General features: G+C 35.5%; 16 protein-coding genes. 3 read left to right on the top strand and 13 right to left on the bottom strand.

The window, feature by feature from the left end:
• The 9 genes from VLB74_RS05045 to rpsF all read right to left on the bottom strand — a co-directional run.
• A partial coding sequence (locus VLB74_RS05045) for a hypothetical protein (RefSeq protein WP_325202370.1) occupies positions 1-409 on the bottom strand: 409 nt, incomplete at its 3' end.
• Positions 410-669: 260 nt separating this feature from the next.
• Positions 670-1,347: a lysoplasmalogenase family protein gene (locus VLB74_RS05040; RefSeq protein ID WP_325202369.1), complete on the bottom strand. Its 678-nt coding sequence runs from the start codon at positions 1,345-1,347 to the stop codon at positions 670-672.
• Positions 1,344-2,024 carry a lysoplasmalogenase family protein gene (locus tag VLB74_RS05035; RefSeq protein WP_325202368.1) on the bottom strand — a complete coding sequence of 227 codons (681 nt, stop codon included), beginning with the start codon at positions 2,022-2,024 and terminating at the stop codon, positions 1,344-1,346. The genes VLB74_RS05040 and VLB74_RS05035 overlap by 4 nt, the downstream gene beginning before the upstream one ends.
• The gene (locus VLB74_RS05030) at positions 2,014-2,724 is read right to left on the bottom strand and encodes a hypothetical protein (RefSeq protein WP_325202367.1); all 711 of its coding nucleotides are present in this window, start codon (positions 2,722-2,724) and stop codon (positions 2,014-2,016) included. The genes VLB74_RS05035 and VLB74_RS05030 overlap by 11 nt, the downstream gene beginning before the upstream one ends.
• Entirely contained in the window at positions 2,717-4,717 is a 2,001-nt protein-coding gene (ligA, locus tag VLB74_RS05025) for an NAD-dependent DNA ligase LigA (protein WP_325202366.1), read from the bottom strand. The genes VLB74_RS05030 and ligA overlap by 8 nt, the downstream gene beginning before the upstream one ends.
• Before the next feature lie 82 nt (positions 4,718-4,799).
• Positions 4,800-5,273, bottom strand: a complete 474-nt coding sequence (locus VLB74_RS05020) for a DUF6495 family protein (RefSeq protein WP_325202365.1) — start codon at positions 5,271-5,273, stop codon at positions 4,800-4,802.
• Positions 5,274-5,374: 101 nt separating this feature from the next.
• A complete protein-coding gene (gene rplI, locus VLB74_RS05015; RefSeq protein WP_325202364.1) occupies positions 5,375-5,818 on the bottom strand; it encodes a 50S ribosomal protein L9 in 444 nt (147 codons plus the stop codon).
• A 66-nt stretch (positions 5,819-5,884) separates the two neighbouring features.
• Complete coding sequence (rpsR, locus tag VLB74_RS05010; protein WP_007138295.1) at positions 5,885-6,181, bottom strand: 30S ribosomal protein S18; 297 nt, start codon at positions 6,179-6,181, stop codon at positions 5,885-5,887.
• Positions 6,182-6,186: 5 nt separating this feature from the next.
• Positions 6,187-6,528, bottom strand: a complete 342-nt coding sequence (rpsF, locus tag VLB74_RS05005; RefSeq protein ID WP_325202363.1) for a 30S ribosomal protein S6 — start codon at positions 6,526-6,528, stop codon at positions 6,187-6,189.
• A gap of 172 nt (positions 6,529-6,700) precedes the next feature.
• Between rpsF and VLB74_RS05000 the strand changes: the two genes are divergently transcribed.
• Positions 6,701-7,399: a LytR/AlgR family response regulator transcription factor gene (locus tag VLB74_RS05000; RefSeq protein WP_325202362.1), complete on the top strand. Its 699-nt coding sequence runs from the start codon at positions 6,701-6,703 to the stop codon at positions 7,397-7,399.
• Here the strand turns inward: VLB74_RS05000 and priA are convergent.
• The 4 genes from priA to nadC form a co-directional block, all read right to left on the bottom strand.
• Positions 7,396-9,846: a replication restart helicase PriA gene (priA, locus tag VLB74_RS04995; protein ID WP_325202361.1), complete on the bottom strand. Its 2,451-nt coding sequence runs from the start codon at positions 9,844-9,846 to the stop codon at positions 7,396-7,398. The two genes, VLB74_RS05000 and priA, sit on opposite strands and share 4 nt — an antisense overlap.
• Before the next feature lie 761 nt (positions 9,847-10,607).
• Positions 10,608-11,177, bottom strand: a complete 570-nt coding sequence (locus tag VLB74_RS04990) for a chalcone isomerase family protein (RefSeq protein ID WP_325202360.1) — start codon at positions 11,175-11,177, stop codon at positions 10,608-10,610.
• Positions 11,174-12,121: a YihY/virulence factor BrkB family protein gene (locus VLB74_RS04985; RefSeq protein WP_325202359.1), complete on the bottom strand. Its 948-nt coding sequence runs from the start codon at positions 12,119-12,121 to the stop codon at positions 11,174-11,176. Before VLB74_RS04985 ends, VLB74_RS04990 begins: the two co-directional genes overlap by 4 nt.
• Positions 12,122-12,289: 168 nt before the next feature.
• Positions 12,290-13,147: a carboxylating nicotinate-nucleotide diphosphorylase gene (nadC, locus tag VLB74_RS04980; RefSeq protein ID WP_325202358.1), complete on the bottom strand. Its 858-nt coding sequence runs from the start codon at positions 13,145-13,147 to the stop codon at positions 12,290-12,292.
• A 155-nt stretch (positions 13,148-13,302) separates the two neighbouring features.
• Here nadC and VLB74_RS04975 point away from each other — a divergent pair, with 155 nt between their 5' ends.
• Complete coding sequence (locus tag VLB74_RS04975; RefSeq protein ID WP_325202357.1) at positions 13,303-14,373, top strand: tyrosine-type recombinase/integrase; 1,071 nt, start codon at positions 13,303-13,305, stop codon at positions 14,371-14,373.
• 201 nt (positions 14,374-14,574) lie between these two features.
• A complete protein-coding gene (locus tag VLB74_RS04970; RefSeq protein WP_325202356.1) occupies positions 14,575-15,027 on the top strand; it encodes a hypothetical protein in 453 nt (150 codons plus the stop codon).
• Positions 15,028-15,729 lie beyond the last annotated feature (702 nt).

Genomic DNA, 15,729 nt, shown 5'->3' with positions numbered 1-15,729 from the left:
TATTTATCATGACACTTATCATAACATAAGTATTCACTTTATTTGAATAAATGAAATAATTGGCCATGACAAGCCCTCCAATTGAAATAACCAATGCTCCATTAACCATGTAAAAGAAATAAGCATTTCCTAAACTGTCATTTACAAGTTCAAGAACACTGACTGACAACATCAAAAAGGGTAACATACCTACTATAAAAGGTGTCGATTTGGGAAATTTAAATTTCTTTATCAATAAAAGAAAAACCAATAATCTGCCAACAAATGTATTTAAAGCCCCAACAACAAACATTGTTTTCCCTGCATTGATAAAACAGATATTTGCAATCCATGTAAATAAAAGAGAGAATAAGAAAAACCTATTTATTTTAGTTTCATTTTTAATATACATTAAAGCTAAAACAGGCATCAATAATGGTTTGAATACGTACAATAAAACCGGCTGTTTTACATATTCGGCATAAATTAAAATTAAAGTTATGACGAAATATAATAACGTAAGTCCCTTCATTTTCCTTTCTTTTCCCAATTCGAAATCCATGCGCAATCAATTACTTAAGGAACCAATATAGCTATTTAAAGATACAGTTCGACAATTTCAGCCTCATATCACATTTTATATATATTTTTTTAAAAAAGTGAAAAACAAAGTCATTAAAAAACCTCTTTTTACAATGGATCCAGCTCATATGCCAGAAAAGTCTTTAATAAAAAATATTGAGCAGAAACAAGCATAATTGCCGCCATCGGCCTGAAAAATGGAGAAGTAACATAATAAAGATCAACAGAAATTAAAACCTGAAGAGAAATAAAAAGAAGAACACTGCACAAAAGAAAAGTATTGCTGGCTTTCGACTCTATAAAATAGCTTGCCAAAGAATAAGCACCTAAAAAAACCATGAAAAACCCGCTAAGGAAAAACAGGTATATATTATTCCCGATTTTATTAAATATAAGGTGAAACAGACAACAATAGGCAAACAAAAAAGGAATAACAGCAATCGCAAAAGGAATCAAATTCGGGAATTTTGTATTCCTCAATATAAGAACGGTGATAAACGACCAAAAAATAAGGTAACTCACAGTACCGTTAAAAATAAAATCTTTGGTTTGCATGATAAAAAACAAATTGGCTATCCATGCAAAAACAAGCGCACACAAATACCCTTTATTTATTTTCTTAGTTGACTGCAGGTATAATAAGGTCAGTACCGGAATTATAAATGGTTTCGTCAGTTTCAGCAATGAGATATTATGACTATATTCTCCGAAAACCACAAGCAAAGACAGTATCACATATAATGAAACTAAAATTACATCTCCATTTTTCTTTGATTCTGTTTTCAATTTTTATCCTTTTTTAAAAGAAAATACTTGGTAAGAAAATAGTAAGACAAAGCCTGTGATAAGTTATTTAAATATTCGAAAATATCTATCCCCAGGGATTCTTTTTTTAGGATATAAAAAACATCGGAGATGACAAATGACAAACTCGTTAAAATCATAAAGGTAGTATATCGTGACGGATACATTATGTAGTTCCAGGAAGAAATAAACCCAATCAAAACCAAAACCACACCGTAAACCATCAAAAGCCACAGGTAATCCGTTTTAGATTCCAATACAATATCCATTATACTTATCTGTAAAAAGACTAGTAAAAAGACACATATCAACAAAACCAGCAAATGCGCCTTGGTGAGAAAATGAGATCGAATCCTAATAAAATCATCAAAAATCCCTTTAAAATAAAGGAGGTAGCCTAAAAGGAACATCGAAATTATGATAGGAAAATAATTATTGGGATCAATCAGCAAAATCATATCCCCGGCAAAAAACAAAACTATGATGCTCGAATAAAACCAACTTACAGGGAATCTTCGTTCCTGCAGGTAATAGAAAAAAATAGAAGGAACGATAACAGGTTTTGATATCAGCATAAGATTTGAACTCTCAATAACAACCGATAACATGAAAACTGCACAGGAAATAAAATATAAAAGTAATGCGGGTTTAATCTTCATATTGGCTTAAACTGTTGTTGTAATGGTTGTTGTGCAAAAAATATTTCACTAAAAAATAAAACGATGCCGCCTGACAAAGAACATTAATATTTATAAAAACGGAAAAACTGTCGTAATAATTATACAACACATGAAACAAATCGCTTATACCAAGACAAATTATCGTCATTAAAACGAAAAAACTGGTTGCATTTGTCTTCAAAAAATAATAGGTTACAATTTCAATACTTAACAGCATCAGTATAATCCCATAAGCCAAAAGCATACCAAAATAAGGGTCTGAAGCATTAAAAACAAGAGATAAAGCAATGTATAGCAAACTCATTAAAAACCCAATGACCAGACAAACATTGAGAATCATGAAATTTGAAATTCTCGGGTTTTTAATTATCAGAATATCTTTGGTCACGTGGTATGCCAAAATCAGATAAGCGGCCATATTCAATATCATCAACGGAACCAGGTTATGTTCAAATTCCATGAGAATAACCATATCACCTATAAAAAAGAGCACCAAAATAAGTGACGGAAAAAGACTTGGCTTAAACCCACTTTCCTGCAAATAATAAAAATAAATAGCGGGAAAAATCATTGGTTTAAACAGAAGTGTTACTCCCGAATCCCATTTAAAGATTATGGACATGACATACATCAATGATGCTGCAAAATACATCACTAAAGCAGGCGTACTTTTATTCATTTATCATTTTTATAAAATCATCCTCACTGATGATTGGAATGTTTAACTGATTCGCTTTTTCAAGTTTTGCAGGGCCCATATTGTCACCGGCAACAACAAAATGTGTTTTAGCCGAAATTGAACTTCCTACCTTTCCACCATTATCTTCGATTGCTTTCTTCAGATCATCACGGGAAAACTTTTCAAAAACACCTGATACCACAAATGTTTTTCCTGAAAGTACATCCGAAACAATTGCATCTGCATCTAACTGAACTTCAAGTTGAATACCATAACTTTTTAATCGTTCAATGATAATTATATTATCCTGATTATCAAAAAACTCAATAAGACTTTGAGCAATTTTTTCTCCAATTTCATCAACCAAAACCAATTCTGACAATGAAGCTGAAGAAATGGCATCAATAGATTTATAATGTTTTGCCAGTTTCTTGGCGACAGTCTCCCCTACATATCGGATTCCCAAAGCATATAAAACGCGTTCAAACGGAATATTTTTGGAACTTTCAATTCCCCTTACCATATTCTCTGCCGATTTTTCAGCCATTCGTTCCAATGGAATAATCTGTTCTTTTTCAAGTTCATATAAATCCGCATAGTTGGTAACAAGTCCGTTGTTATAAAGCAGGGCGACAGTTTCACCTCCCAAACCTTCAATATCCATGGCCTTGCGTGAAATGAAATGCTGAATACGTCCAATAATTTGTGGAGGACAGCCATAATAATTTGGACAATAATGGTTAGCCTCGCCTTCTTTACGCTCTAATTCTGTCTGGCATTCCGGGCAATGCGTAATATAATTTGTGATCTCTGAATTCTCGGGACGTTTACTTAAATCAACACCGATAATTTTCGGAATGATTTCGCCTCCTTTTTCTACAAAAACTTCATCGCCGATACGGATATCCAATTTTTCAATCTGATCCGCATTATGAAGTGATGCTCTTTTTACAACAGTTCCGGCCAATTGAACAGGAGACAGATTAGCAACCGGAGTTATCGCTCCCGTTCGTCCAACCTGATACGAAATAGAATTCAATCGGGTAGAAACCTGCTCTGCTTTAAACTTATAAGCTATTGCCCATCGGGGCGACTTGGCCGTATAACCTAATTCGTCCTGATAATGAAGATTATTTATTTTTACGACAACACCATCTGTTTCATAAGGCATTTCGTGACGGTGCATATCCCAATAATTGATAAAATCCAAAACCTCATCCATATTTCTGGCAAGACGAGATTGCTTGGGAACTTTAAAACCCCACTGACGGGCTTTTTCCAAACCTTCAAATTGAGAATTAAAAGGCAGATTGTTGCCAATAATAGAATACAGCAAGCAATCCAAAGGGCGTTTTGCCACTTCAGAACTGTCTTGCAGTTTTAAACTTCCGGAGGCAGTATTTCTCGGATTTGCATAAGGCGTTTCTCCTATTTCAATCAGTTCCTGGTTCATTTTTTCAAAACCGGCAAAAGGCAGGATGATTTCACCGCGAATATCAAACTTTTCCGGAAAATCCCCTTTTAATTTGATCGGTACGGCTTTTATTGTCTTGATGTTGTTGGTTACATCATCACCCTGGAAACCGTCACCTCTTGTAACAGCTCTTCTCAATACTCCGTTTTCATAGGAAATACTAATCGATGCACCATCATATTTAAGTTCGCATGTATATTCGAGCGGAACATCGCCTAAAATTTTACGGGCTCTTTTCTCCCAATCCAGCAAATCCTCTTTTGAATAAGAGTTATCTAATGAATACATGCGGAATTCATGCGAAATCGTTTCAAAGTTTTTGGTAATGGCTCCACCTACTCGCAGTGTGGGCGAATTTTCATCGAAATATTCCGGATGATTCGACTCAAGTTCCTGAAGCTCTTTGAGTTTTAGATCGAATTCAAGGTCTGAAATCGTGGGATTATCCAATACATAATAGTTATAATTATGCTGATTAAGTTCGTCCCGTAGGGCTTGAATCGTCTGCAAAATATCCATAAAAAAGAAAAATTGGCAAGATTAGTTTGATGCAACTAATTTAAACCAATTTTCCGAATATCCTTTTTTAAAATACTAAAAACTATTGTTCCAGAATACCATTCATCTGTTCAAACAATTCCCCTTGTGTAAAAATTGCGCCTTGCTGAATCAAATTGAAGATTTCCGAGTTTCTGTCGTCAGCAAAAACTTTCTGTCCACGCTGAATTTCAACATTATCTGTAAACAGATTATCACTTAACCATTGCAAACCTTCTTTTTTCAGCAAATCAACATCGGCAACCAATGAACGAATGATGATGGTCATCATATGAACCTCGGTACAGTGAAAGAGGAAAATATAATTTTTGGAATAATGCTCAAGGTATTTTGCATTCCCTAAAACCCCTTCCCAGATTAAATCCGAAAAAACATCAATTTCCTGTTCAGCCACTTCCGGTTTCTGACTCTTTATCGTATCCCATTCATTTTTATCAATCGACTGGGATGCGAGAAAGTTAATAAATTCAGGATGCAGCTCTTCTAATTGTTCTTTTGTAAGACGAGTATATTTCATTTTGAATCCGAAGTATTTAAATCGGGAAATTGTACGTTATAAATTTATAAAAAAAGTCCCGATTTACATCGGGACTTTTTAACTTATTATCTTTTCGGAAATTAAGCTTGTTCAGCGATAATTTCGTAAGCTAATTCAACGATTACATCACGGTGTAAACGAACTGAAGCAGTATATTTACCAGTACGTTTAACGATACCTGAAGTGATGAATTTTTTGTCGATTGACTGACCGTTTTTCTCTAAAATCTCAGCGATGTCAGCATTAGTAACTGATCCGAATAATTTCTCACCACCTGCTTTAGCAGTAATTTTGATATCTAAAGCTCTTAATGCATCTGCAATTGCTTTTGCATCAGCAACAATTTTAGCTTCTTTGTGCGCTTTTTGCTTTAAATTCTCAGCTAAAACTTTTTTAGCAGAAGGAGTTGCTAAAATAGCAAAACCTTGAGGGATTAAGAAATTACGACCGTAACCAGGCTTAACTGATACTACGTCATCTTTGAATCCTAAATTCTGAACGTCTTGTTTTAAAATAAGTTCCATGTTGTTGTCCTTATATTTTAGAAGTTAGGTTCCATTTGACCGGAAACCAACAACTGTAATTTTTAATTATTTTAATAAATCAGCCACATATGGCATTAAAGCTAAGTGACGAGCTCTTTTAACAGCTACAGACACTTTTCTTTGGTATTTCAATGAAGTTCCTGTTAAACGACGAGGAAGAATTTTTCCTTGCTCATTAACGAATTTCAATAAAAAATCAGCATCTTTATAATCGATATATTTGATTCCTGATTTTTTGAAACGACAATACTTTTTAGTTTTGTTAGTTTCTATGTTTAAAGGCGTTAGATATCTGATATCCCCGTCTTTTTTTCCTGAAGCGGATTGTTGTAAAGTTGCCATAATAATTATGCTTTAGCTGCTTTTAATTTTGCTCTTCTTCTTTCTGCCCAAGCTACCGCGTGTTTGTCTAAACTTACAGTTAAGAAACGCATAACTCTTTCGTCACGTCTGAATTCAGTTTCGAAAGCAATAAGAACTTCTGGTGATACTTTGAATTCGAATAAATGATAAAAACCACTTTTCTTGTGTTGGATTTCGTAAGCCATTTTCTTTAAGCCCCAATCCTCTTTTGATACCATCTCTGCTCCTCTAGAAGTAAGAAAATCTTCAAACTTGCTAACTGTTTCCTTTACCTGTTGCTCAGATAAAACGGGATTCAAGATGAAAACAGTTTCATAATGATTCATAATAAAAATATTTATTTGTTATAAAATTGGGTGCAAAAATAGTGATTTAAATTTAATAAACAACACCACTTTAAGTATTTTAGATGAAATGCAACTTTTTCACATATTTACTTTGGATATTAAAACAATTTAATTATTTTTATTTCAATAATAACTCTTAACCACTAGGCTTATGAAAATAAATTGTATAGTAGTTGATGATAGTAGCATCCAAAGATTGACAATTACCAAGTTGGTAAATGACAACCCAAATCTGGAGCTTGTTGGCGAATTTTCTAATGCTGTGGAAGCAAAAAACTGTATCACAAACAAAAATGTGGACTTGGTTTTTTTGGATATTGAAATGCCTGTCATAAATGGTTTCGACCTTTTGGATGGCTTAAAAGTTAAACCTCAGGTAATCTTTATTACCTCGAAGGCGGAGTACGCTGTCAAAGCCTTTGATTATGCCGCGACAGATTACCTCCACAAACCCATCACAAGGGAACGCTTTGCCCAAGCTGTCAAAAAGGCCATAAGTATGATCTCATTAAGTAAAGAAAACGGTGGTGAAGAAGAAAGCCCACACATCTTTATTAAAAGCAACTTGAAAAAACTGAAAATTTACATCTCACGAATCAAATGGATTGAAGCTTACGGTGATTATGTTAAAGTAATTACGGAAGAAGACAATCACTTGGTTCTCTCAACCATGAAAGCCTTTGAAAACGAACTACCTAAAGAAAAATTTATACGCGTTCACAAGTCGTTTATCGTAAACATCGATAAAATTGAGAAATTCAACAGCAAATTCGCCGAAATCGGTCCGAATAAAATTCCGTTGAGCCGAAACAAAAAAGAAGACTTAGTGAAAGCTATCGAAAGTGCTTAATAATTGTCGACATTTATTGTCACTTTTATAGCTCTGTATTGGGCAACCGCCTCAAAACTATTCAGTACACGCTGGATAGTTTTTTTTGTTTGTCCTAAATGGTTTTGATTCGGAATCTTAATTAGAATCGTTCGGATATATTCATTGCGAATGCGACTGATAGCCGGTTCTTCCGGCCCCAAAACCGGAATTTGAAGTTGTTGAACCAGAACATTATATAACCACAACGAACCTTCCTTCAGCTTATCAAAATCACGGTGCTTTAACGTCAGTTTCACCAAACGGTAATAAGGCGGATATTTGAAATTATGACGTTCATACACCAATTCATTGTACATCCCGTGATAATCATTGTGCGTTACCTGCTGAATGATATTGTGATATGGATTATAGGTCTGAATCACTACTTTCCCACGCTTCTCACTTCTACCCGCACGTCCGGAAACCTGCATCATCATCTGATAGGCGCGTTCATGCGAACGGAAATCCGGCTGGTTCAGCATGTTATCAGCATTCATAACCCCTACCAAGGTTACATTGTCAAAATGCAATCCTTTGGCCAACATTTGGGTACCAACCAAAACATCTATTTCCTGATTTTTAAACGCATCGATAATCTTCTCGTATCCGAATTTACCTCTCGTGGTATCCTGATCCATCCTACCAATGGTTTTCTCCGGAAAAAGCGAATTCAGTTCGATTTCGATTTGTTCCGTTCCAAAACCTTTGGTTGATAAATCCACCGACTGACAGGCATGGCAATGCGTTGGATTGGCAATCGAATGACCACAGTAATGACAGCGCAGTTGATTCTTAAATTTATAATAGGTCAGACTCACATCACAACTCGGACATTGCGGCACATGCCCGCAAGTCATACATTCCACAAAAGGGGAATAACCGCGTCGGTTTTGAAACAGTATTACCTGTTCGCCTTTCGCTAAAACCTCCGTAATTGCTTCCAGCAAATCATCACTGAAATGACCATGCATTTTTTTCCGTTTATACTTATCTTTTAAATCTACCAGATGAATTTCCGGTAAAACGACATTCCCATAACGCTCAAAAAGTTCAACCAATCCGTATTTATTTGCTTTTACATTGTGATAGGTTTCCAAACTTGGCGTAGCGGAACCTAATAGAACTTTAGCTTTATGCTGCGATGCCAAAACAATAGCCGCGTCACGGGCATGATAGCGCGGTGCCGGATCGAATTGTTTGAAGGTCTGTTCGTGTTCTTCGTCTATGACAATCAGGCCCAAATCAGAGAATGGCAGAAACAATGCCGAACGGGCACCGATTACAATCTTCGCTTTATCCGAATGTTGCAAAACCTGATTCCACACTTCTATTCTTTCGTTATTGGAATACTTGGAATGAAAAACCGCCACCTGATTTCCGAAATAAGCCGTAAGTCTCGACACCAACTGTGTTGTTAATGCAATTTCCGGAAGCAGATACAAAACCTGTTTTCCCTGATTAATAAATTCCTCAATTAATTTAATGTAGATTTCAGTTTTTCCCGAAGCCGTTACACCGTGCAGTAAAGTAACAGAATGATTAGCAAAACAATCTTTTATTCCATCAAACGCTTTTTGTTGCGGAAGGCTTAACTGAAAACCGGAATCATTTTCTTTTTCGAAAGAAACACGATCTTCGGCTATATAATATTCTTCGAAGATTTCCTTATCTATCAACGACTTTACCACAGCCGAAGTACTGCCCGAAACTTCAAGCAATTGCTTAACCGAAACAGCCTTTTTCTCTTTCGCCTGCAACTGAAAGTAGTGCATCACCAATTCCCTTTGCTTTTGGGCCCGGGAAAGAATATTCATTAATTCGGATAGCTGTTCCTGCTGCAGAAACTCTTCCTGCAAACGGATATATCGTGTCAACTTCGGTTTGTATTTTTCGGCAACTTCTTCCTGCAGTACTAATACATTTTTGGACAGCATCGCATTTAAAACCGGAAAAACATTTTTCTTTCCGAGTATAGAGACAATATCTTCCACTTTTAGAGACGATTGTTGTTGCAGTGCATGAAAGATTAAAAATTCACTGTCAGAAAGTTCTTTTTCGTCAATATTACTCTCTTTTTGGGCAGAAATAACCGTTTCACTTTCCAACAGGAATCCCGATGGCAAAGCACTTTTAAAGACTTCCCCAATGGAACACATGTAATAATTAGCAATCCATTGCCAATGTTCGATCTGATGCTCGTTGATTACCGGCGCTTCGTCTAATATCTGATGAATTTCCTTCGCCTGATACAGCGTTGGCGCATTTTGATGCAAATCGATGACCAAAGCCGTGTAGATTTTACTTTTACCGAAAGGTACAGCCACGCGCATTCCTTTTTGGATGTATTCGAATTCGGCTTCAGAAACCAGGTAGGTAAAGGTTTTGGGCAGCGCTAACGGTAAAACGACTTCTACGAAATGTGGCATTGATTTCTTTTGAGTTACAAATATAAGACGAATTACGAATTGCAAATTACGAATTACAAACTATTGTATTTGTGAAAATCCGCGCTGCCTGCATCTGTGTCACCTGTGTTCCTATTTTAACCACATATCGAATATTAAACACAGATTGAACGGATTACACAGATTTGCGCAGATTAGAAATTACAAACTATTAAATCCGTGTTGCCTTTATCTGCGTTATCTGTTTTTTTTGTTTTTTTTTTGTTTTTTACTCGCATATCAAAATATTAATCACAAAGCGCGCAGATTAGACAGATTGTCGCAGATTGCAAAACCAGTAAATCAATGGAAATCCGCATTGCTTACATCCTCAGTATTTGCTATCCGGTTTTAACCGTATCCGGAATATTAAACACAGATTAAGCGGATTACACAGATTTGCACAGATTAGAAATTATGAACTATCAAATCCGTGGAAATCCGCGTTGCCTGCATCAGTGTTATCCGTGTTCTTGTTTTAACTGTTAAGACATGCAAAGGGTTTATTCCCAAATATTCCGAAGGTTATTAAAGTCTTTCCCCTAGCCCTGATGGGAGCGGCATCCTTTTCACGCGGCCATTGAGGCTCTCGAAATGACCGTGTGAAAAGATAAAGCGGACAGCAGGAACATGGACACCAAGGAAGCCCGAACCATTGCTTCGCCAATTCGCTATCGCTCGGGACGCTCCAAAAACAAAAAAACTGCCCTATTGACAGCTCTTTCATTTTATTTTAAACAATATTATTTCCCTAACATGGCTTCTTTAAGGTTTTTATCAGCAGGTTTGCCGGACAACCAGATTCCGAATAATGCTTTTTTGAAATCAGCACCATCTATAACACCTTTTTCTTTTCCGTTTTTAGAAACCACTATCCCTTTTCCGGGTACATTTACGATATCGAACACGTCCCCTTCTTTAATTTCTTCCTTAAAAAAAGATTTAAATTGCGCTATTTTAGCTTTGATTGGTGCCGTATTTTTATTTGTTGCATTCTCAAATCCTTCATTTACTGCGTGAATCATTTTTTCACTGGTAATCATACCGGAAATGATGGTTAGTTTGATTGCTGCTGGATCTGCACTGTTGATGATTTCCCCTGCGTTATTGCTCTTTTTAGGTAAATACAAAGCACCGACATATAAGTCAATCCACATCTTTTCACGGATTCCCGCTCCGTTAAGTACTAAATTTTGTCCTTCGAGCGTTACCTTTTGCGCTAATTTAACACCGCCAACTTCTGTAGTCTGGGCTTTTGCCGAAAATAAACCAACTACGGTTACCAATAATAAGGTTAAGAATTGTTTTTTCATAATGGCTGTTTTTTGTTTTTGTTAAATATACTGTTTTTTCTTTTATGATTATTGATTATGGCATTCAATTCGAATCCTAACAACAAAATCATACAGTTTATCCAGATATAAAACATTAACACAAGAAGCGTACCAATTGAACCGTATAATTCATTGTAGCTTGCAAATCTCACCACATAAATCCCAAACACATAAGAAGTCACAACAACCAAAACAGTCGTTAACATTGCCCCGGCATTAAAAAAAGGGATCTGTTTGGTTTCTCTGGTTCCATATTTAAATAAAACAGAACTTCCGACAAAAAGCATTGTCAAAAGAAAAGCGTTTCGTGCCCACTGAACGAGTAATGCATCGTCTAACTGGAAAGTGTTTGAGAATTTCTGTATAAAAACTTCGGAAATTACTATCGAAGATATTGTTACAATAAGCAGGAACGTAAAAATAAGCGACAAACCAATGGCAATGGCATATTGGCGGAAATAACCTCTTTTAATATTAACATGAAGGGAAGATTCGAATCCGCCCAAAACAGCATTCAATCCGTTAGACATCAAAAATATCGACATAAGGATACCAAAGGAAAGTAAGTTCTTGTAGGAGTTGCTCATAATATCCTTCAGAATAACTTCTACAGCACCATAGGTGTTTGGCGGAACACTGTCAGCAACAAATTCCAGAAAATCCTGCTGAAAACCTTCCAAAGGAATATACGGTATCAGATTCAGGATAAAAAGCGCAAACGGGAAAAGCGCCATAAAGAAACTAAATGCAATAGCAGCAGCACGATAGGAAAAAGCGCCTTGTGCAATCCCGATTCCATACAATTCCAATATTTCATAGAGGGACGTACCTTCCAAGCCCGGAACTGTAATCTTCTTGCAAAAAGCCATGAGCTTATTGAGCACCGGAATTTTCTCGATATATTCTTCTATTTCTTTAGACATTTTTTTTGTTTTTTAGGAGAAGGTAGAAGAGACAAGAATCAAGAAACAAGACAAGGAATAAGAGATAATGGGTTAAGCATTTAATTTCCATCTCTTGTCTTGTTTCTTGATTCTTGTTTCTTGATTCTTGTTTCTATTCTCAATTACTTATCCCTTTTCTCTATTCTCTTAAATCGCTTTCAGGCTCAAATCTAAATTATAAATCGAATGGGTCAGTGCTCCTGATGACACAAAATCCACTCCGCAGTCTGCAAATTCACGCACGGTAGTTTCGTCGATTCCTCCGGAAGATTCCGTCAGACATTTATCTCCAATCATTTCAACTGCTTTTCGAGTCATATCAAAATCGAAGTTATCCAATAAAATACGATAAACACCTTCATTACGTAGAATTTCTTCCACTTCATCCAAATTACGAGCTTCAACGATAATCTTTAAATCGAGGTTGTTTTCCTTCAGATAAGCATTCGTTTTCTCAATTGCTTTGGTTATTCCGCCTGCGAAATCAATATGGTTATCCTTTAACATAATCATATCATACAAAGCAAAACGATGATTTTCACCTCCTGCAATCTTAACGGCCCATTTTTCAATAGCACGGATACCAGGCGTGGTTTTTCGGGTATCCAGAATTTTAGTTTTGGTTCCTTCCAACAAATCAACAAATACTTTTGTTTTGGTCGCAATGGCACTCATTCGCTGCATGGCGTTCAGCACCAAACGTTCTGCTTTAAGGATAGATTGTGAACTTCCGGATACATGAAAAGCGACATCGCCATATTTTACCGGCGTTCCGTCATTGATGAATACTTCCACCTGCAGATTTGGATCTACATGTCTGAAAACCATTTTTGCAAATTCGACCCCGGCAACGATACCTTCATCCTTTACCAAAAGTTTTGCCTTACCGGTGGCAGAAGCCGGAATACAGGCTAATGAACTGTGATCGCCATCGCCCACATCTTCCCTGATGGCATTGGCTATTATTATTTCGAGTTCCTTTTGAAACTGCGCTTCTGAAATCATAATCGTACTATTTAACTGCTAAAGTAATACATATTTTGAAAATCAGAAGCATTATTGAAGCCAAGTTATTTCGGTTTTGTTCACTAAATTTTCAACAAATTAAAGTAAGACAATTATTATATTTTGAGTATATTTGTTACTAAACTATATGCCATATGAATGATTTTTCGCCTTATACTTTTTCATTTAATGAAATTGACAGCCAACGGGTTATTCTCATCCGGTTTGAATACAATACTGCACTTTTAAAAAGAATAAAGGAATTGAAGGGTTCTCGATGGAGCGCAAATTTAAAAGCATGGCATGTGCCTGATACCAAAGAATTCCGCAAACTTTTCGGCTTACCTGAAGAGTATTCTGTAGGCAAAAGCGTGTTATCAAAAATTTCGTTGCCTAATCGGGATGAAATGCAGCGTTTGGTTCATCAGCTTAAACTGAAAGGCTACAGTCCGAACACCATTCGTGCCTATGCACACGAATTTGCGCAATACCTATATTATCTTAAAGATTTTAATGCAAACGAATGTGGAGACAAGGAAGTTCGCGGGTATCTCCTATTTTGCATCGATGATTTAAAACTTACTGAAAACACGCTTCACAGCCGCATTAATGCAGTAAAATTTTACTATGAAAAGGTTTTATTTCAGGAAAAAATATTCCTTGAAATTCCGCGTCCGAAAAAACAGAGTAAACTTCCCAAGTCTTTAAATATGCATGAAATTCGAAAAATACTTGACGCAACCGAAAATTTAAAGCACAACACCATGCTCAAACTTTGCTACGGAATGGGTTTACGTCTGAGTGAAATTCTAAATCTGAAAATTTCAAACATTGACAGTAAAAACATGCGTGTTCACATCGAGCGCGGTAAAGGAAAAAAAGACCGTTTTGTGAATTTACCTGACAGCATCCTGGATCAGCTTCGTACCTACTATATTGAATATAAACCCAAAGTCTATCTCTTTGAAGGGCAATTTGGCGGGCAATACAGTTCTAGAACCGTTCAACAGGTATTTAAAAAATCGCTGAAGAAAGCCAACATCAACAAAAAAGTTGGCATCCACTCTTTGCGCCATAGTTTTGCCACCCACCTTTTGGAAAACGGCACAGACATTCGTTTTATCCAGGAACTATTGGGACACAATGATATTAAAACTACATTTATTTACACCCATGTTTCAGACAAAACCATAAGAAAAATCATTAGTCCGCTTGACAACTTATAATTTCTGTTTATATTTGAAACGATCAATACTTCGTAAAAATATATTTTAGATATATTCAAAAAAACGAATAGCATTTTTTAAAATATCTTTTTATGAAGTATTGTTTTTAAAGGAATTAACAACAACTTATATCTACCTATTTGGTTCGTATATACAAGAGTTAGCGGCTATATAACTAAAACAGAACTCAAATTCAACCTCATGAAAAGCATTGTCAAAATTTATATAATTGTCTTCACTTTTTTGGGTTTAAACTATTCTTTGGGACAAATAAAACTTGATTCAACCAAAATTGCTCAAATTTCTATTAACCATCAATATCACTGTAATCCCTCAAAGAAAAAATTTTTTACAACAAAATTTGTTTTAGATGAATTAACATTACGCATTGCTAATTTAGAATATATTGAAAAAAACGATGAACTAATTCTAACCGGAAAAATAACTAATAACTACGGCGATGCCATCCCCTGTGATATCCAGATAGCTAATATTTCAAAAAGAAAATGCAAATATGAACGTCTTATTGGAACGGCTGATAAAAATGGGAACTTTAATATTGTTCTTAAAAAAGATGACAAAAAAAGCATTTACTTTACTTTTATATCTCATTACGATTTGGAAATAAAAATAAAATCAATATACAGCCGCTAACAGCGGTTTTAAGAAATTGGGGTTTTAGTGTATAATGGAATGGTCTTTTTGTATATTTGGCTTTAGTCCTATTGGAATGGTTCGGGAACAAAAATCCCCAACTTCTTAAAGCCGGCGGGACGTTATGCGACATCGCAAAAAAACTAAACCTGTAATAATGAAGAAATTTGTTTTATCTTATATCATCTTTGTAAATGCCATTATAATTGCTCTAGCAATCGGAAACATGATTTTAGGAAACATTTTTCTTAGAGATATTTTTTTCATTATTATTGCTAGCGTTTCTATTTATTGTGTTTTTCACATTACCAAAAAATTTGCCTCTTACTATCTATGTCTTACAAATTTTATCCAATCTTTCTCTCTACTCCTATTTGGATTTGGTACCAAATTTCTAATAGGTCCTGAATTATCATTTTATCTTTCTAGAGAAGGTGACTTAACATCCAAACTGGATTTCAAAATTTTTAATGGAATTTTACATTGTTCAAAGAGTGCAAATATTAATAACTGGTTAATAGGAGTTAATTTTATACATCTCATTATTTTTTTCTACCTGTATTTCCAAATTTTTAGATCTAAAGCGAATATAAGCAACGTCGCATAACAGCGGTTTTAAGAAATGGCGGGTTTGGGGATTTATCGGTGATGGTCAGTGAATATTTTTCTTCTCCGAAGTGAGGCTTTTTCTTTCAAACTTTT

It is taken from the genome of Flavobacterium sp., from assembly GCF_035456225.1.
Classification (GTDB): Bacteria; Bacteroidota; Bacteroidia; order Flavobacteriales; family Flavobacteriaceae; genus Flavobacterium.
The sequence above is the reverse complement of the archived record's forward strand: the minus strand, read 5'-3'. Positions and strand labels throughout refer to the sequence as shown.